The following is a 19,572-nucleotide window of genomic DNA, read 5'->3' as shown; positions in this document are numbered from 1 at the left end:
CAGGACACTTCATGATCCAAAGCATGACAGCCTACGCTCGTATCGAGCACAAAGCACAATGGGGCACCGCCTCATGGGAAATCCGTTCAGTCAACCAGCGCTACTTAGAAACCTACCTGCGCCTACCTGAGCAGTTTCGCAGCTTTGAACCTGTCTTACGCGACCGCTTACGTAAACGCCTTAATCGCGGCAAAATCGAAGTTAATTTACGTTATGAACTCGCCGACAACAGCAGTAATGAATTACAACTGAATCAAGATTTAGCCAAACAGCTATTAAGTGCAGCAAACTGGTTAAAACAAGAAGCCGGACAAGGCGAACTCAGCCTAACAGATATACTGCGCTGGCCTGGCGTGCTATCCGCAGCAGAGCAAGATATGGATAGTGTAGGTGCCGATTTAATGATCGCGTTCGACAGTGCCATCGATCAGTTTATCGAAGCTCGCGGCCGTGAAGGTGAAGCGATTAAAGACATGCTACTGACCCGTTTAGACGGCGTAATGGAGCAAGTGAAGGTTGTGCGTGAACACATGCCAACGGTAATGCAGTATCAACGAGACAAATTAACTAACCGCTTAGCCGATATTGCTGGTGAATTAGACCCTGCCCGTATCGAGCAAGAAATGGTGTTATTAGCGCAAAAGCAAGATGTTGCCGAAGAAATGGACCGCCTTGAAGCTCACGTAGCTGAAGCTCGCCGCATCCTTAAAAAAGGGGGCAGCGAAGGCCGCCGTCTAGACTTTATGATGCAAGAGTTTAACCGCGAATCAAATACCCTAGCCTCAAAATCAATCAGCGCAGAAATCACTTCTGCTGCAGTTGAATTAAAAGTATTGATTGAGCAAATGCGCGAGCAGATCCAAAATGTTGAGTAAGCTTAAAGCTTGGACGTAGTAACATTAAGCCCAGCATTTGCTGGGCTTAATTTTTTGGATTTTAGGTTTGGATTTTTCAGCCAATGCTGAATATGTTAATGAGTAAACAGCTCAGGCTTACATGCTGTAAGCGTTAAAATACAACTTACACGCTGTAACCGTTAAGGTGAGATTTACTCGCTAAAGCGTGTGAAACATATCAACATTCTCTCGCCGTCATTTATAGAGACCTATCATAAACAGCGAGATGTACACTACTATAAAATTCGACCTACAATGGCACTTATCCTCGTGTTTTAATTTGTTTACCCATTCAATATAGGGCGCTTAATGACCAATCCCTACTCAGCTAAACAGTGGCTCCAACTCAATATGCAACAACAAGGTTTATTACAACCTTTGGAGTCATTGCCAAAGCTTATCCAGCAATTAAGTTATGTGCAAATTGACTCTATTAATGTGGTTGAACGCGCGCATCATCATGTATTACACAGTCGTCTGCCCGAATATTCTGCCACCATGTTAGATGCAGCAATGAGCGATAAAACCGTGTTTGAGTACTGGTCCCATGCGGCTGCTTATCTGCCTATTGAAGACTACCGTTTTAGCCTGTATCGCAAACAGCAATTACAACAAGGTGGTAAGCATTGGTTTGAGCCCGAACATAAAGTCATGCGCGAAGTTAAAGCCCGTATTAGTGCCGAAGGTCCATTAAAAGCCAGTCAGTTTACCCATAAATCAGACACTAAAAATGGCACTTGGTGGGATTGGAAACCAGCTAAAAAAGCGCTTGAACAGTTGTTTATGCAAGGCGAGTTAATGGTTGCTAGGCGCGACAAGTTTCAAAAAGTTTACGACTTAACCGAGCGAGTACTACCCAAGCACATCGACACCACAGTGCCTAGCGATACAGAATTTGCCCAACACTTGATTCAGCGTTATTTATCGGCGCATGGTTTTGGTAATTTGCAGCAAATACAATATTTACGCAAAGGCCTCAAACCTCTACTCAGCCAAACATTAGCGCAACTGTGCGAACAAGGTGATATCGCCAGTTTTACTGACTCCAGTTCCAATACACAACACGTTTACTTCTACCAACCTACGCTCAACTTACCCACTGCTATTCCCAATAAAGTCTGGCTACTTAATCCGTTTGATAATTTAGTCATTCAACGCCAAAAGCTTAGGCAATGGTTTGGGTTTGATTATCAAATAGAAGTGTATGTGCCTGAGGCTAAACGCCAATTCGGCTATTATTCACTGCCCATTCTATGGCGTGACGGTTTTGTTGGCCGCGTGGATGTAAAAGCCGACCGTAAAAACCAATGTTTGTTACTGCAAAACCTGCACATTGAAACGCAAACATTAACCAACCAACATGATGAATTAAATGATAAGGCGCATTTTGTTTCTGCGTTAATCGAGGCCATTAATCACTACTGCAGATTCAACAACTGCCAGCGTTGGCAGCTAATACAATGTAACGATAAAACGATTGCCAAAATGTTACTCAAAGCAAGTCAACAGAGTAGTTAACTGCATATTCTGTACTTCGAATACAGTTTCCCCTCCCCTACAAAAGTGACGCAACACAATATATGCAGCGGTATGTAATGTTGTTCACGTTTTAAACATTTATTACCACATCCAATTCAATAGCTTGAGTTACGTCACTAACCCCAAAGATGTAGTGGGATACCTTCAAAAGGCTAAAAATAATAATAACCTACATAAAAACCTACGCGGGGAGAAAACACGATGTTTTATATACACATGCTGCTGTTATTAGCGGTGATATTTGTTGGTATTCGCCATGGCGGTATCGCCTTTGGTTTATTGGGCGGGTTAGGTGTTTCGGTACTCGCATTTGTATTTGGCGTTGCACCAGGTGCGCCACCTATCAGTGTAATGTTAATTATTCTAGCCGTAGTGGCCGCTTCGGCGACGTTAGAGGCCACTGGCGGTTTAAAGCTGTTGGTAAAGTTTGCTGAAAAACTATTACGTAAACATCCTGAGCATATCGTCTTTTTAGGCCCGCTATGTACCTATTCATTAACCGTTCTGGTTGGTACGGGTCATTCTGTTTATCCCCTTCTTCCTGTAATTTACGATGTGGCGTACAAAAAAGGCATCCGCCCAGAACGTCCATTAGCCATGGCAACTGTAGCATCACAAATGGGTATTACAGCCAGCCCAATTGCCGCAGCTGCCGCAGTAGTGCTTGCCACTGCCGTTGATAACAATCTAGATATTAACTTACTTGATGTACTCATGGTGACCATTCCCGCCACACTAACAGGCTTACTAGTAGCGTGTACTTGGAGCTTAAAGCGCGGTAAAGATTTAGATAAAGATGAAGAGTTTCAGGCACGTTTAACAGATGATGAGTTTCGTGAAGCATTAACCGACCCAAAAGCAGATGAGGTGCAAACACCCCAGGCCGAATCGACAGCAAAGAAAGGTTTAACAGTATTTTTACTGGGTATATTTGCCGTTATCATGGTGGCGATGTTTAGTAAGCAAATACTGCCTGCTGGCGTCAGCATGTCGGTAGCGATTCAATTTATGATGCTGTCAGTCGGTGGAGTAATTTTACTCGCCACCAACATCTCCCCGAAAAAAATTGTCACCAGTAACGTGTTTACCGCCGGTATGACTGCGGTCATTATCATTTTTGGTATTGCATGGATGAGTGACACCATTATTGAGCACCATAAAACCTATTTGGTGAGCGCGGTAAGCGACATTGTCAGCGTGTATCCATGGACATTTGCTATCGCGATGTTTGTGTCGTCTATCTTCTTAAAAAGCCAGGCTGCGGTATTAACTATAATGCTGCCATTGGGGTATTCACTCGGCATCCCAGCACCAGTATTAATTGGTGTACTGCCAGCGTGTTATGCCTACTTCTTCTTCCCATTCTACCCAAGCGATTTAGCGGCAATTAGTTTTGACAGAACCGGCACCACCCACATTGGTAAATACGTACTCAACCACAGCTTTATTATTCCAGGCTTTATTGGCGTAGTAACCGCAACATTTGTGGGTTACTTTATATCGATGGCTATTAACTAGCCCTAGCTAGCGCTTTGGCTTTGAGCTAAGAACTAAAGTGATAAACCGCTAGTGAATTGACCCAAATAAGTTACTAGCATCAATAAAAATGGCAGCCAAAGTGGCTGCCATTTTTGTGTTTAATCATTGAGAACCTAAAGACCAATGAACTAAAAACGAAGACCTAGAAAACTACAATTATCTGATGAGTTAACGACAGGTTCATGGGTTAATCCGCCCACCATATCGCCATCTGCAACACGCAAAAATCCATCCATGAGACTTGGAGAAAAGATCTTGTCTGATCAATCGCAAAAGCGAAAATATCTAGGCTAGAACAAGTCTGCTTCAAAGCAATACTGAATTTAATGTCAAACATCCCCACAAAAGTTGAGCCGTTGAGTATTAGTTTGAATCAAAAACGCTGAAAATGTCATTTATCACTTTGAATATAAATAGGATTGTCATATTCGGTCTTGTTATTTATATACTTACAAAAACCGCCTGTCGTATTTTGTGTTTCAAACTCTAAAAAATGAGGTTTTACAGACTCACTTTTATCACTTGGAATAACATAATATGAACTAATTGATTTTATTGGTGAATATATCTTATCTTCATATTTGAAGATGACATACTCCAAATATTCCGCACTACTCACTCCTGTTTCAAAGTACCCCCTAATTACTGGAACTCTGTAATCTATTCCTTCGCACCTAGCATGTATAACAGCAATTAACTGTAAGTCATTTGACGCCTGACGGTTTATAATTACTTCAGCAGCACCTTCAGAGGGAGAATATAACAAATACTCTTGATCAGTCCACTCAGATAATCTGAACTCATTTGCATTTAGTGAAAATGAAGTTAAAAATACTATAAAAAAATAGAAGCCTTTATTAAAAAACATCTTTAAATACCTTTCTTCTTAATAAATCAGTTAAATTATCATGACGTTCATTGTAACTTGTTGTCTTACTATTAATGACTTTAGTAATACTATCCGTAACCATTCGACTTTCCCCTATATCTGCTTTTCTATAAAGCTGATGTTCCAGCCAGAATATTAGAGCAGATCTTACTGCAAATTTGGATTGTAGTAATAAATCGGGGGTTGCGACAAAATCGACACTTGCACTCCACAAGTTATTATGCTTTGTTTTCATTGAAATATAATTTGATTTCCCGGTTAATTGAAGTATACCTCTACCTCTATATTTCCAGCCGTCACCAGACTCTACACTGCCATTACCCATTCGATTCGCATATGCATGATTTGCAATAGCTTCGATATCCGCTTTTTTATTAGTAGCCTTGTTATATGCGTGATCTTTTGCATCAGAAGGAGTTCGTCCATAATGTGAGAATATAGATATCAAAGCCATTTCGTTGTAATTAAGATTCTCCTCTAAGTTGAATTTACCTCCAACTTCATGCATTACTTGAGCGATAAAGTGACACATTCTTAATTCTGTATTAAGTTGACACTTATTAACGTTATAATTCAACTCTTCAGCCACTTCACTTAATAGTTTATCGTTCACATTGTGTTCACTTTTCCAAATAGCTCTAAGGTGCGATAAACTCAGAGTTTGATTTTCAACTCTATTTGAAGACTTATATATAGACATCATCAATTCCTTTTGTACTAACTATTTACATATAATTTGCAAACCCACTTTAATTTAAATAGGATACGACAGGATTACATTTGAGTATATAATACTTCAATAATGACGAAGCATTCCTGAATACACCCCAAATAATAACCCCCAAATATCTTCACTCTAAAGTTAATACGACTTAAATACTATTGAAGTTATTAATACGAAATATCCCAATTATCAACATGTTTCCTAAAACGATACACCGTAAACCCTGACTCTTCTACACAAATCTGAAGCAAAAATGAACTTTGTGACAAATCGATGATCAGATCTGGTAACTCAATCAACTTGCAGATTAATGATGTCAATTTTTAACCCAGAGCAATGGTCATACAATCACTTTAAAAACGGTTCATTTGGTGACTCACGTCGCACTGACCGTGTCATCGAAGTCGCTGCCGACATGGCGCGTTGTAGCGGTAAGTCAATCGCTTTATCATGTCGAGGTAATGAAGCTAAACTTGAAGGGGCTTATCGATTGATCCGTAATGACAACATTTCTCCAGAAGTGATTAGAGCTTCTGGTTTTCAACATACTGCAGAGCTTGCCCAGCCCTATGCTGAGATATTAGCCATTGATGACACCACTGCGTTGAGTTACAAACATCAAGTAGCAGAAGAGCTTGGCAAACTGGGGACAACAACAGATAAATCACGTGGTTGGTGGGTTCATTCAACCCTGCTATTAGACAGCTTCACGACTCAGACTATCGGGCTCATTCATCAAGAATACTGGCTTCGTCCTAATAATCCTGAAGATGCTGACGAAAAAGAAAGTGGTAAGTGGTCAGAAGCCTCCTATTTCTGCCGTCAACGCTTGGGAGACATCATGTCACGGGTAATTTCAGTGTGTGATAGAGAAGCAGACATACTGAGTTATATTCAAGATAAACAGCAGCATAATGAACGTTTCGTTGTTCGAGCGAAACATTCTAGAGCGCTGATAGAGACTGACGCTACGTTATTTGAACATCTTGAATCACAAGCCGAACTGGGTGAATACACTATCGATATCGCCCAGAAAGGGACAAAAAATAGTAAAGGGAAGCCTGTAAACCGCGTGGCAAGAAAAGCCAAGCTAACAATTAAAGTGGCACAGGTTACGTTCAAAACGAAAGGTGAGACTAAGCCAGTAAACGTGGTGTACGCTCAAGAAAAAACATCAAAAAGCGTTACTGAGCCGTTGCGCTGGGTGCTATTAACAACAGAGCCAATCGATACGTTAATTCAAGCACTTCATATTATTGATATTTACACCGCAAGATGGCGAATTGAGGATTTTCATAAAGCATGGAAAACGGGTGCAGGAGCTGAGCGCCAAAGAATGACAGAGCCTAAGAACTTAGAAAGAGCGGTTTCAATCTTAGCTTTTATCGGCGTCCGTTTACTGCAACTCAGAGAAGCCATCACCATCCCTTATTATTTACGTAAAAAAGGGCTGGTTGAGGAGGCCAAAGCAGTGGAGGCTCAACGCTGTGACACGGTACTCGAAGAAGATGAATGGAAGGTGCTAATGCGGTTTAATAAGCCTAGAGGGCATAAAGATAAAGGAGCGCCGAGTCTGAAATGGGCGTATCAATCAATCGCAAAGCTGGGTGGTTTCACCGATACCAAACGAACAGGGATCGCAAGCTGGACGGCGGTTTGGGAAGGTTGGAGTACATTACAGTCTCATGTTGTAGGCTACCGAGTCGCGAAAGAAATGATTGCTGATGGCGAGAGCTTATGAGATCTGATCAAGAGACAGCCGTAAACCTATCCATGGAGCTTGACGAAAACATCCTATTTTCAACAGTAGAAAAGGACGATAAGGTTAGCTTATCCTACCGCTAATTTCGCGGCTTCACGCCACATTGCATCTGGCATAGGCGTCATTAACTTCCAGGTTATATTCATCGGTTGTGAACCTGAGTGTTTAACATATTTCACAAGACCAAAATTGACAAAACCCATGGTGCGGCCGTTTTCATCTTTTGCTTGCTCGCGCACAAACAAAATCAATTTACGGCCCTCTTTTTCATGATCTATATAGCCTAAGCCTCTGCCATATTCGGGTCTTGCGCTATTTTGAGATTGCCAATGGAATAGCGATTCATTGATCGCGTAATCATGGTACATGGTGGTTGGTGAAAATTGTTTGACTGACTTTTTCAAGGTCACAAACAGTAATTCAACATTAAGTTCGTTAAGGACTAAAACGCCTTCTCTTGCGGTTGATTTTCTGTCAAAAGAACTTGCGCCACTAGCAGCGAGTATTTGCTCCCTGGTATATCTTGAATGCACTTTTAAAGAAGATATTGCAGGTATATGCATTTCAAGTTCATTATGATGTATACGCTCAATAAGTAACGATATGACATCAAGGAGTTCAGCTTGTAATCGAGCATGTCTCAATGCCGCAACACTTTGCTTAAGGCTGGCAAAACCTAGCTCGGCACCCGACTTATCCCAAAAGTTATAATGGCACGCTAATGCAAATTGGCGCTGAGTTGCATTGGTATCGTCGAAGCTGAAATTATCGATAATTAGCTGCTTTAAAAACTGTAAATATGAGATAGAACTGCAAGCGAACAAATGATTATTTATCGCGCGATAGTAGGCTTTAGCCAGACTCGTATCTAAATTTGGCTCATTTATTTGATTTCTATTTGCGCTCTCAACGAGTTCTAGCCAACTCATTTTTAGCTTATAAATATCTTCTAAATTAACATTTGGGTTAAAACGTAAAAAATTAACCAAGCTTAAGGTAAGCGTACTTTGGTGCTCGAAATTATTGATCAGCTGTCGCAACCTGCTAACATTCATCGTTGCACGGCTAATATTTCGTAAAATCATTGCCTGAGTCTGTTCTTCTAACTCGATTCGACAACCTAATGGCAAATGAGGAAAGTCATTGGTTATCTCATCTTTAATCGATTGATTCGTTTTACCAACCAGCGCGCGAAACTTTTGTGAAAAGTCGTATTCATCACGAGAATTACCCACAAAATCCAATACTGTACAGCACTGTTTATCATCGGTTAGACGCAATCCTCGTCCTAGCTGCTGTAAAAAAATGGTTAAGCTTTCGGTTGGACGTAAAAACAATAATGTATCAACGTCTGGAATATCGACACCTTCATTAAAAATATCCACCACACACAAAATGTGTACATGACCGCTGATTAAACTCTGGCGTTTTTGTTGCCGCTCATGACTATTATCACTGGTGAGCACATCCGCACTAATACCGGCTAAGTTGAACTTCTTCGCCATGTATTCTGCATGTTCTTTGCTGACACAAAACGCCAAAGCTTTTATCTGACGAATGTCAGTGACCGTGTCATTAAGGCTTCTAATAATGCGCACAACTCTTTGTTCATTATGAGTATATAAATGACTTAGCTCTGCAATATCATATCGCCCTTGATGCCATTTAATTTTGCGAAGGTCGGTATCATCATCAATAGCAAAGTATTGGAAAGGACATAAATAGCGCTGATTGATTGCTTCGGGCAAACGAATTTCTGCAGCTATTACGCCACAAAAGTCATCCAGAATGTTTTGCCCATCATGACGCTCTGGCGTGGCTGTTAACCCCAATAAAATCTTGGATGAGAAATGCGCTAATAATCCTCGATAACTACTGGCTGCAATGTGATGAACTTCATCTATCACAATATAATCATAAAAATCAGTGGTGAGCGGTAAGCTTGATAATTGCAGGTTTAAGCTTTGTATCGAAGCAAACAAGTGCCGGTAGCTATTAGGCTTGTGCTCAGCAACCCACAATTCACCAAACTGATTATTCTTCAATACACCACGGTACGCAGACAATGCTTGCTTAAGAATTTCTTGTCGATGAGCCACGAATAAGAAATTAGCTTCTGGATGCAGTTTATAAAAACGGGCAAAATCAAACGCTGAAATAAGCGTTTTACCAGTGCCCGTAGCTGCAACTACTAGATTTTTATACCGCTGATGAATACTACGCTCAACATTTAACTGCTCAAGAATCTCTCGCTGATGTGCAAAAGGTTTTATATCAAAATGAAAGGTGCTGCTTTCGCTATAACTACCTTTAGCCTCACGCAATGCTTCATGAAGTTTGTTTTTAGCTTCAATATTGCCATCAAATAATTCAAATTCACTGGATTGCCAATATGACTCAAAGGTGTTGAGGGATTTATCGATTATATGAGGAATTTCTTGGGTGGTTATTTTTAAATTCCATTCAAGACCACTGGTCAACGCAGAATGCGATAAATTCGATGACCCAATATAACCGGTATGAAATCCTGTATTGCGCAAAAACAAATAAGATTTCGCATGCAAACGCTCGCGCTTAGTGTTGTAACTCAATTTAACTTCAGTATTTGGCAGGCTTGCTAAAAACTCGACTGCTTTAGCATCTGTCGCCCCCATATAAGATGTCGTAATGATCCGCAGGGTCTTGCCACTTCGAGTGAACTCTTCAAGTTCATTTTTAAAAATCCGAATGCCAGCCCACTTAATAAAAGACACTAACCAATAAATTTTGTCTGCTGAGCGGATCTCGCGCTTTAACTCTGTGTCTAAAGAAATTCCGGCGTTGCTACCACAAAAAAGTTCACTTTGGCTTAATCCTGTTAGCGGATAAATGGCTTTAGTAAACGCAGGAAAGTCCGTCGATATGGGATTTTTTTTATCAAATAGCGCTGTTAATATACGGCCTTTACTATCGAGTAAGTTTTCAGTAATCAATTGATCATCTTGAACATGATCTTTCAACCAAAGCACTAACTTATTTGCCAAACCGATTTGCTCTGTGAGTTGATTGTCTCCGCTAGGGATTGCACCAATGGCACTCTCCATTATCTTGGTCAAAAACCTCGATAGCCAAACACTGGCCTCAGCGCTTTCTAATGGCCGCTCACCTAAATAGAACACATCACGATTGATGCTTTTATCTATCAGTTGAGTAATAAGCTTTTCATAAATACCAACTTGTTCCATGTCAGATAGGCCTTTTGAAAGTGAAAACACTAAGAATATACCATAGCAATAAGTGCATATTACGACTAAGAATAATATTATTTATCAATAAAATGCTTACAGAACAACGATTAAATTAGCGCACCAACACATACCTTGTGCTTCTACCGCCCGCGCCGGTTTTGACCAAACATTGCTGCTCAACTAATTGAGCCAAATGTCGGGTGGCGGTGGCGCGGCTGACTTTAGCGACTTTTTGATACTGGCTACTACTGATCCCATCATTAAAGTCACCATCAAGTAATCTATTTAGCACTTTCACGTGTTCTGTGGTTAACGCTGGAGTGAGTAAGCGTTGGTCCACTCGACGCCAAAATTGGGTTTTAGCAGTAGTTTGCTCAATGCTATTGAGCGTGTGTTGAATAGCGTCATTTAAGGTGTCTAAAAACCACAGCAGCCAAGGTGTGATATCTAAGCCACCTTGCTGGGTAGACTCTAATATTGCGTAATAGGCTTTGCGTCGCTCAAGAATACTAACTGACATTGTGTAAAAATGAATAGAACGATGCTCAGCTTGCGCGAGTGCTAAGTCGGTGAGTAAACGCGTTATACGTCCATTACCATCATCAAGCGGGTGCAAGGTGACAAACCACAAATGAGTGATGGCTGCTCGTACTAGCGGATCAAGGTCAGCCTGTTTTCGTGATTGATTAAACCACTCAATAAACTGCGTTAAACTTTGGTCTAGCGTATCTCGAGGAGGCGCTTCAAAATGCACTGTCGGTTTGTCTAAACGGCCAGATACTACTTGCATAGGCTCATCGCCGCGTAGCTTACCGCCAATAACAGGATTAAACACGGCTTGGTTACTCGGAAACAACAGAGCATGCCAATCTAAAATACGCGTTAGGCTAAGTGGCTGTTGCCAGTTTTGTAGCGCATCTAAGGTGATATCAGCTAAACCATCAGTTTGCGTCGTGGTGGGATAAGGTTTTTCTTCACTCACGCCAAGCTTATTCGCCAAAGAGGAACGTACAGAAAATGCGTTAAGCTTTTCTCCTTCAATAGCACTTGAATAAACGATATTGGCCAGCATGGTATCGAGTGTCCATTGACTAGCGGATTCAGAACCTATTTTACCCAGCAGCAAACCCTGGTTAAATTGAATTTGCCTCAATAGTGCACTTATACGAGCATTATCCCATACAAACTCTGGCCATTCTTGCTGTTGCCAAATCCACATATTAACCCCTGTTTAGCTGACTAAAATACTGTATTGATGCACATACCAAGCTATTCTACTTACAACATGAGGCAAATAGCAATTTATTCACCTCACCAAATGAGGCGAATAGAATGATTAATTGCCTCATGGCTCCCATTAGCAAGCTCGATAACACCTTGGCAGGCATTTCGGTATAATCGTTTACTGTCTCTATAACCTTTAATTTCTATAACCCTATGCGACTGTAATTAATGACATCCAAGCTGACTGAAGTATCGACATCACCACAAGCCGCTAAGCCTAAAGCCGCTTTGCCTAAACCCACTGTGGCAAATGAACAGGCAAATAAAGTGTTTATTATTGGCCTGCCACGTTAGTAGTACCTATATTTGATGTGCATATATGTTTAAACTTTACAATTCCTCACCCCATCTAACTTGTAGTAATGACCATATATAAACTATATTTATTTAACTTATAAAGATTTCTATGCTATACAATTGAAGTGAATTAAGTAACACAACGGTAAATTAGCTACTATATCTAATTCAGTTAAAATCAGTATGTCTTTGGCTAGTCTACTGATACACATGGTAAAAAAGAGATTATAAAATGAACATTGTGTACTGTAATTTCACAACGTCAAAACGTTCAAAATTGGCAAGATTGAAGGGTGACATTCCACAGATGTTCAATAATGACACTTCACCATGTGTCGAAGTAAATCAGTATCTGAGACAATTAGCTTTAAAAAATAAGCCCAAGAGCTTACAAACAAACGCTGAGCATCTTAAAGAATTTCTGCTTTGGGCTAATTCATCCTTGAATAACATTGGTTCAATAACAGACGATACATTCGACTTTTACATTGATGCATTGTGTGAATACACAAAAAATAATGGAGAAAGACTCTCTTGGAATACAATTAATTCTAGAGTAGCAGGTGCTTACCGCTATCTTATTTGGTCATATGAAAAGGGATTGTCCCCTTACCTTAATCCACAGGAAATACAAGGTTTAAAACTATCTTTGAGTCAGCGATATCAATCTAAAGGGCATCACTCTCAAGCTGTTTCAGAACCTATAAAGTTCATGCTATTAGAGGATGCCTTAAGATTTGTCTCTTCAGTCGGAAAGATCTCAGGCAAAAGAAATGCGCTAGTGAAAAAAAGAAATGTATTGTTGACATCATTTATGCTCCAGACGGGATTAAGAGTATCTGAAGCCTGTAACTTTCCTCTTCGTGATCTGCCAGAAGTTAATAGTCGAGGGAAATTTACGCCAGCTAGAGTTATTGGAAAAGGCGGAAAGGCAAGAGTGATATTAATACCTAATGATTTACTTTACCAAATTTGGGAGTATGTAGACATAGACAGAGAAAAAAAAATCGATGCTATTACACACATAGATCCGAAAGATTGCCTTACATTATTTATCACCCTAGATGGACAACCATTAAGCATTAACTGGGTTCAAAAACTATTTAGAAAAACCAGTAAGCACATTGGAGTTAAAGCTCACCCGCATCTTTTAAGACACACTTTTGGGACATATCATTATTTACTTAACCACGATCTAACTGGTCTTAGTAAACTACTTGGCCATGCAAGTGAAGAAACAACTAGAACATACTACGTGCATATACCCGTGATCATTGAAAATGCTTGATTTTGTCCCAAATGGGATCATCATAGCCCCATGAAACAAATTACACTCTCGCCAGAACAAAAAGTAGCATTGGAAACTCGACATAAAAGCTCGAGTGATAGGCGTGAGTGTGATCGCATTAAAGCCATTTTACTACGCGATGAAAATTGGCCAACGCCAATGATTGCCCAAGCGTTACGTATTCACGAAACGACCGTAGTTCGATACATTGATGCCTATGCTCACGACCAAAAACTCACGTGTAATAGTGGCGGCTCCTTAAGTTATCTGAGTCAAGAGCAAACTGAACTATTGATTGCACACCTGTGTGAGGTGACCTACTTGCATAGCCATCAAATAGTCGCTTATATCTCAGAACAATTTCAGATTAAGTACACAGTGTCAGGCCTCAATAAATGGCTGCATAAACATCAGTTCAGCTATAAAAACCCTAAAGGGGTTCCTCACAAATTTGATGAAGACAAACAAACGGCTTTCATTGAATATTATGAGCAACTAAAATCCTCGTTAACCCCTGATGAACCGTTATTATTTATGGATGCGGTTCATCCGACCCAAGCCACAAAAATCACCGCAGGCTGGATAAAAAAAGGCGTTGATAAACCGATAGAAACGACGGGAAGCCGAACCCGTATTAACGTGGTTGGTGCAATCCGACTTGGTCACTTAACAGAAGCGGTCATTGAGCAATATAGCAAAACGGTTAACGGTGCATCCATCATCGATTTTTTAAACCAAATTAGAGCGCGTTACTCAACAAGTGGTGTTATCCATTTGGTGCTTGATGGCGCTGGATACCATCGAAATGCCTTAGTAGTTAAAGAGGCTGAACATCTGAATATAACATTGCATTACCTGCCGCCTTATAGTCCAAATTTAAACCCAATAGAACGATTGTGGAAGGTAATGAATAAGCATGCGAGGAATGGGCAATACTTCGCAACGACAAAAGAATTCCGACGAAAAATCACTGACTTTTTTAGCATCACCCTCCCCGATATTGCCGATACACTCGGTGATACAATTAATGATAACTTTCAGAAATTAAAACCTGCAGTTTGAATTCACTTGAGTATATACTGCAAAAAAAGGTGCCGAAATGGCAACCATGCACTGCATACCCGCAACAAATAAACTGTAATGGCGAAAAGTTTTGTCTTTCCAGGCTTCGCGGAAATTACCAAATGTTTGTTTAAACACCCCAGACGCTTTGGCGAGCCTAGGTTCGGGGTCGTGCATTTGCAGTAATAACCAAGCTGAAGTAAACCGGCCCATTGCCGCAATCGAAAACAGTAAGCTAAAACCCAACCACGCCATTTGCATTGAGTCGGTTAAGGTTAAAATACCGCCTCCGACAAAGAACACACTCAGCGAGGCCATCATGGTTAATCGAGTACGTGAAGCAAAAAAAGCACCTCGTCGGCGTTGCGGTACAATCATGCCCATCCAGGCACGCCAATGCGGTTGGATTAGGTTGATAAACCCTTGATACAACACCGCTAAGCCAATAAATAACCACACTGCATTATCTGGTCTAAATGCCGCTAACGCGCCCATACCTAACACGACTACGGCTTGTAACACTGCACATGCCACAATAAATTGCCGACGGCTAAAGTGGCTTGCTAACCACACAGACAACAGTTGCGCCAGTGAGCCAAACAATTGAGGTAAGCCAGTTACCCAACCCATTTGGCCTAAACTAGCCCCTAAGAATATGGCATAAGCATTAAAAAAGTTATCACTGGTGGCCGTCATGGTTGACGATGCAACCGCCTCTTGCTGGCTGCGGCGCAAGGTACACCGTAGCCACGACAATCTATCACGACTGCGTGAACAAGAATTAGTGCTGCTAGATGAAGGTTCTAAAGCCATAAGAGGTATGAATGCACGCCATTGATAAGTAACAGATTAAGGATATGGGTTTACGCCACGGATTAACGCCACAAATTGACGTTTCAAGTTAACGTTAATGTTAATGTTAATGTTTAAAAGTATGGCTGATAAGTGCCCAGCTAACAATCTATAGCGATCACATAATCCGCTATTGTGATTGTAAGCTTATGTGCGCACTGTGCTGGAATAAGCCCCTTTAACACAAAAGCCCTGTCGATATAAACCGACAGGGCTTTTGCACATCTACAATAAATGAAACCCACCTAACAAAAAGACACTAAGCCCTCGATAACAAACTCCTCAGGGAGCTTTTGTAATTGTTTTAGCAGTAAAGGATTGCCCAGTAAATATGCCAATTCTTGACGGGTAAACAGCTTTACAATGTCATGCTGGCATTGTGCTTCTTGTACTTTAACCCGAGTAATGGCTTCGAGTGATTCAACCGCTGAACCTGGCAAACGATGCGGCTTTTTGTCAATAATGGCTAAATGTAAATCCATTAGCTCTGAGTCTTTCAATAGCCTTGATAAGGTCCACGGCTCTGCAATCGCGTTAACGTATTCGTTACGGCGTTGTTGTGAATCCAGGCTAAGCTTCGGCGCACACACCTCTTCCGGGGTTGCCAATATTTTTAGGTGCTTGACCCATAAGCCAAATCGCTCTGAGCCTGTCATGGCAGAAAGTGGTACCGCAAGCCATAAACCAATTAGCGCTGGGCTCATCCACGCCAACAAGGTAAGCGAATCAAGCACTGCGGCGTAACCTAATAACGCACCAATTAACATGTGCCAACGATGACGATAAATCAGGGTTAGCCAAGGTAAACTGCCGTCGTCACGTCGTTGTGGCGCCCAACCGCTGTCGCGTCCGGCTAAAATAGACATCACCGCACCGCAGTGGATAAGCATCATTATTGGCGCAATCAGTGCCGACAATATCACTTCAACTACCACGCTAATAATGGCTTTGCCTCTGCCACCCAACTGTTTGCTCATGATGTTATTTTTCAGTAACAATATGATCCCAAGGATTTTAGGACCAAACAGTATGCCCATGGTGATATAAAACAACCGTAGTGCACGGTCTGAGTCCATTACTGGCCAGGTGGGAAATAAAGAGAATTGATCAGTAAAATACTCTGGGCGAATAAAGTGTGCTTGTAATGCCAGCATTAAACCCGACAAAATTAACATTAACCAAAAAGGCGATGACAAATAAGCCATTATCCCCGTGAGTAAATGTAAGCGGCTAACCCAATGTAATCCTTTACTAAACAACACTCGTGAGTGTTGTAAATTACCTTGGCACCAACGGCGATCGCGCACCGCTAAATCGACAATAGACGGTGGGCATTCTTCATAAGACCCTGGAAGATCTGCGGCAATTACCACGCTCCAACCAGCACGTCGAATGAGCGCGGCCTCGACAAAGTCGTGGCTCATAATATGACCACCAAATGGCGGTCTACCTGCAAGGTTGGGTAACCCTGCGGCGCTCATAAAAGCTTGGGTGCGGATAATGGCATTGTGGCCCCAAAAGTTACCTTCTTTGTGGGTCCACCAAGACAAACCTGTACCAATTACCGGACCATAAATTCGCGCAGCAAATTGCTGTAGTCGCGCCATTAAGGTATTGCCATTGATTAAATACGGAATAGTTTGGATAAGCCCGGCATCAGGGTCTGCCTGCATCCGTCTCGCCAAACTGACGATAGTGTGGGTTTCCATTAAACTGTCGGCGTCTAACACCAATAAGTGATCGTATCGGGCGCCCCAGCGTTTACAAAAGTCGGCCACATTACCGGCTTTGCGGGCATCATTTTTACGCCGACGGCGGTAATATACCCGCGCATCTTTGCTCACTTGATGGCGCAATATTAAAAATGCCTGCTCTTCTGCCAACGCAATATCAGGGTCGGTCGTGTCACTTAATATAAACCAATCAAACGCATGGCTTTCGCCGGATGCAACCAATGCCATTGCCATCACTTCAACTGCAGCAAAAACGCGATCAGGTGATTCGTTATAAGTCGGCATTAATATCGCGGTGCGGGTATGCAGCTTTATGCTTTCGGCGGTTTCTGTCGTGGGCTTTTTGAGTAGCATAATAAAGCCGGCTATACCGCCGCTAAATGCCAATGCAATCCAGCAAAAGTTAACCGCAAACAACACTAAAACGATGTATTCAAGTGGCGTGACTCCGCCGACATTAAACACCGATACCATCTCGTAAATAGCCATAACCGACATGATAAAAGCGCTGCCAACCACTAACAGACGGCGTAATCCGTCTGACTTTACGCCATTGGCAATAATACTTTTACGTGGCATGCCTTCGGACAACGCACGTAAACTTTGCGGTTCCATTGGGCCTGGTCGCTCTAACGGCATTGCTGCACCACCGACCAACATAGGGTCGACGGCACTAATATCAGCATCAGGCTGCATCATGTTCATGCTTAAAGCGTCCAACGATAAAGCCAGGTTTCGACATCGCGTGGGCCAGTAAACTTCAGCTCAGCACGTAGCTCGATCAATTCAGCATCTTGTGGATCCATTTCAAACGCCAAACGATAGCCATTGGTTTTAGGCTGACGAGACACCACCACATTGGTTACTGCCCCAGCAGAACTCTGCACTTTGGCGACCGGGATTTCGTCGTTATTACCTTCTTTAACTTGATAGTCGATAACAAACAAGCGTCTCGGTGTGGCTTTAGCAATCTCAGCCCGGCCACTGGCGGTACGGGCCACAATCACAGTGCCATCATCAACTTCGGGCTCGCTGCCCCAAATTAACCGATAAGTAAAATGAAACTCGCTACCGGCTGCGATAGGTTGTTTAGGTTTCCAGTAACTGACGATGTTGTCATGAATTTCAGAGTCTGTTGGAATTTCGGTTAACACCACCTCACCCGCGCCCCAATTTCCGACCGGTTCAACCCATAAACTTGGGCGACGCTCATAATGGGCTTCGAGATCTTGATACGCATCAAAACTACGTTCACGCTGAATTAAGCCAAACCCTTGAGGCGAGTTGTCCATAAAGGCACTGACTTGCAATTGCTTTGGATTAGCTAGCGGACGCCATAATCGTTCACCGCGACCATTTAAGATCAATAACGCATCAGAATCATGCACTTCGGGTCTAAAATCATCGGTGTTTTGGCGACCATTCATTGAATGTAAAAACATACTAGTGCTAGGCGCTAAGCCGACTTTAACTAAGTCCACGCGTGGAAATAGGGTCGCTTCCACATCGATATGGGTGTTATCGCCGGGTCTAACAGAAAATCGATATGCTCCTGATACGCTAGGGCTGTCTAGCAAGGCGTGCACCACAATTAAGTTACTGTCGGTGTTTGGGCATTCAACCCAAAAGGCACGAAATATCGGAAACTCTTCGCCTTCTGGTTCAGCGGTATTTAATGCTAAGCCCCTTGAAGACAAGCCGTAATCGCTGCCTTTACCCAAAGCACGGAAATAACTCGCTCCTTGGAATACCATAAGCTCGTCAAAATATGCAGGGTTATTGAGTGGATAATGGATACGTAAACCAGAATAGCCAATATCTTGGGTCGGTAAACGCTGACTTAACACATCACCTGCAGTAAAGAACTCTGAGTTATAGGCTAAATGGTTAGCTTGCTTACCTTCAACTAGGGCAATTTCAATCAAGTCTTGGAAATAAAAACCCCGATGAAAGAGCTGCATTTGATACGGCAAACCTTCAGCTTTCCAAATAGAAGCTTCTGGCTTAAAGCGAATGTCGCGGTATTCATCGTAGGAAATTTTAGCCAACCCAGGCGGTAATGGGTCTTTAAGTTCCACATACGGTTTTTGCGCTAATCGGCGGGCAATCTTAACCACAGAATCAGAATCAAAGTTAGCTGTTTTGGCAAAACGTACTTTGGTTTCTGTATTCAGATTATTAGCTGATTTAACGGTCGATTGTTCATCTGCATAAGTTTGCAGCGGTATAGTCACACTTGGCGATGTGGGTGTAATAATAGGCGGAGTGGGTTCTTGTGCAGCAAGATTAAAACAAAGCCCTGCGGCCATGGCTAACGACAAACGCGTTAGCGCTTTTTTTACAGTGTGAGATGAGACCGAAGTACGACAACTCAGTAAGCTAACCATAATAGGCTACCTAAAAAATACAGCGTTAATATGCAAGTTTCAGAGCGGTTATTGCGGCAAAATGTCTTGGTACACAACCCTATGCTCTATTTC

13 protein-coding genes and 1 pseudogene are annotated in these 19,572 nt (G+C 42.0%); 7 read left to right on the top strand and 7 right to left on the bottom strand.

Features of this window, described 5'->3' with window-relative positions; translation table 11 throughout:
- The first annotated feature begins 11 nt into the window (after nt 1–11).
- From HNW13_RS19660 to HNW13_RS19650, 3 genes are all read left to right on the top strand, one after another.
- The gene (locus tag HNW13_RS19660) at nt 12–875 is read left to right on the top strand and encodes a YicC/YloC family endoribonuclease (RefSeq protein WP_162024101.1); all 864 of its coding nucleotides are present in this window, start codon (nt 12–14) and stop codon (nt 873–875) included.
- A 330-nt stretch (nt 876–1,205) separates the two neighbouring features.
- Entirely contained in the window at nt 1,206–2,414 is a 1,209-nt protein-coding gene (locus tag HNW13_RS19655; protein WP_192116154.1) for a crosslink repair DNA glycosylase YcaQ family protein, read from the top strand.
- Nucleotides 2,415–2,636: 222 nt separating this feature from the next.
- Nucleotides 2,637–3,953 carry an anaerobic C4-dicarboxylate transporter gene (locus HNW13_RS19650; protein WP_011639250.1) on the top strand — a complete coding sequence of 439 codons (1,317 nt, stop codon included), beginning with the start codon at nt 2,637–2,639 and terminating at the stop codon, nt 3,951–3,953.
- A gap of 412 nt (nt 3,954–4,365) precedes the next feature.
- On the opposite strand, the gene HNW13_RS19645 is transcribed toward HNW13_RS19650, so the two are convergent.
- A complete protein-coding gene (locus tag HNW13_RS19645) occupies nt 4,366–4,842 on the bottom strand; it encodes a hypothetical protein (protein ID WP_162024103.1) in 477 nt (158 codons plus the stop codon).
- Nucleotides 4,832–5,563 carry a hypothetical protein gene (locus tag HNW13_RS19640; protein ID WP_192116155.1) on the bottom strand — a complete coding sequence of 244 codons (732 nt, stop codon included), beginning with the start codon at nt 5,561–5,563 and terminating at the stop codon, nt 4,832–4,834. Before HNW13_RS19640 ends, HNW13_RS19645 begins: the two co-directional genes overlap by 11 nt.
- A 334-nt stretch (nt 5,564–5,897) precedes the next feature.
- On the opposite strand from HNW13_RS19640, the gene HNW13_RS19635 reads away from it, so the two are divergent.
- Entirely contained in the window at nt 5,898–7,328 is a 1,431-nt protein-coding gene (locus tag HNW13_RS19635; protein WP_192114377.1) for an IS4 family transposase, read from the top strand.
- A gap of 89 nt (nt 7,329–7,417) precedes the next feature.
- Here the strand turns inward: HNW13_RS19635 and HNW13_RS19630 are convergent, their stop codons facing one another.
- On the bottom strand, nt 7,418–10,573 hold the full coding sequence (locus HNW13_RS19630; protein ID WP_192116162.1) for a DEAD/DEAH box helicase: 3,156 nt from the start codon (nt 10,571–10,573) through the stop codon (nt 7,418–7,420).
- A gap of 115 nt (nt 10,574–10,688) precedes the next feature.
- Nucleotides 10,689–11,795: a Fic family protein gene (locus HNW13_RS19625; protein ID WP_192116160.1), complete on the bottom strand. Its 1,107-nt coding sequence runs from the start codon at nt 11,793–11,795 to the stop codon at nt 10,689–10,691.
- A 233-nt stretch (nt 11,796–12,028) separates the two neighbouring features.
- On the opposite strand from HNW13_RS19625, the gene HNW13_RS23695 reads away from it, so the two are divergent.
- The 3 genes from HNW13_RS23695 (at nt 12,029) to HNW13_RS19615 (ending at nt 14,507) form a co-directional block, all read left to right on the top strand.
- Complete coding sequence (locus HNW13_RS23695; RefSeq protein WP_279575217.1) at nt 12,029–12,154, top strand: hypothetical protein; 126 nt, start codon at nt 12,029–12,031, stop codon at nt 12,152–12,154.
- A 235-nt stretch (nt 12,155–12,389) separates the two neighbouring features.
- Nucleotides 12,390–13,445, top strand: a complete 1,056-nt coding sequence (locus HNW13_RS19620; protein ID WP_192116161.1) for a site-specific integrase — start codon at nt 12,390–12,392, stop codon at nt 13,443–13,445.
- Nucleotides 13,446–13,475: 30 nt separating this feature from the next.
- Entirely contained in the window at nt 13,476–14,507 is a 1,032-nt protein-coding gene (locus HNW13_RS19615; protein WP_124011554.1) for an IS630 family transposase, read from the top strand.
- Nucleotides 14,508–14,519: 12 nt separating this feature from the next.
- On the opposite strand, the pseudogene HNW13_RS19610 reads toward HNW13_RS19615, so the two are convergent.
- The 3 genes and pseudogenes from HNW13_RS19610 to HNW13_RS19600 form a co-directional block, all read right to left on the bottom strand.
- Nucleotides 14,520–15,320, bottom strand: a pseudogene (locus HNW13_RS19610) (MFS transporter); the annotation flags it as partial.
- Between the two features lie 284 nt (nt 15,321–15,604).
- Nucleotides 15,605–17,788 (bottom strand): glucans biosynthesis glucosyltransferase MdoH, encoded by a 2,184-nt coding sequence (gene mdoH / locus HNW13_RS19605; protein ID WP_192116256.1) that lies wholly within the window; start codon nt 17,786–17,788, stop codon nt 15,605–15,607.
- An 11-nt stretch (nt 17,789–17,799) separates the two neighbouring features.
- A complete protein-coding gene (locus HNW13_RS19600) occupies nt 17,800–19,479 on the bottom strand; it encodes a glucan biosynthesis protein G (RefSeq protein WP_192116164.1) in 1,680 nt (559 codons plus the stop codon).
- Nucleotides 19,480–19,572 lie beyond the last annotated feature (93 nt).

Origin of the sequence: Shewanella sp. BF02_Schw, from assembly GCF_014596695.2 — a bacterium.
Taxonomy (GTDB): Bacteria; Pseudomonadota; Gammaproteobacteria; order Enterobacterales; family Shewanellaceae; genus Shewanella.
This window is presented reverse-complemented; position numbering and strand designations above follow the sequence as displayed.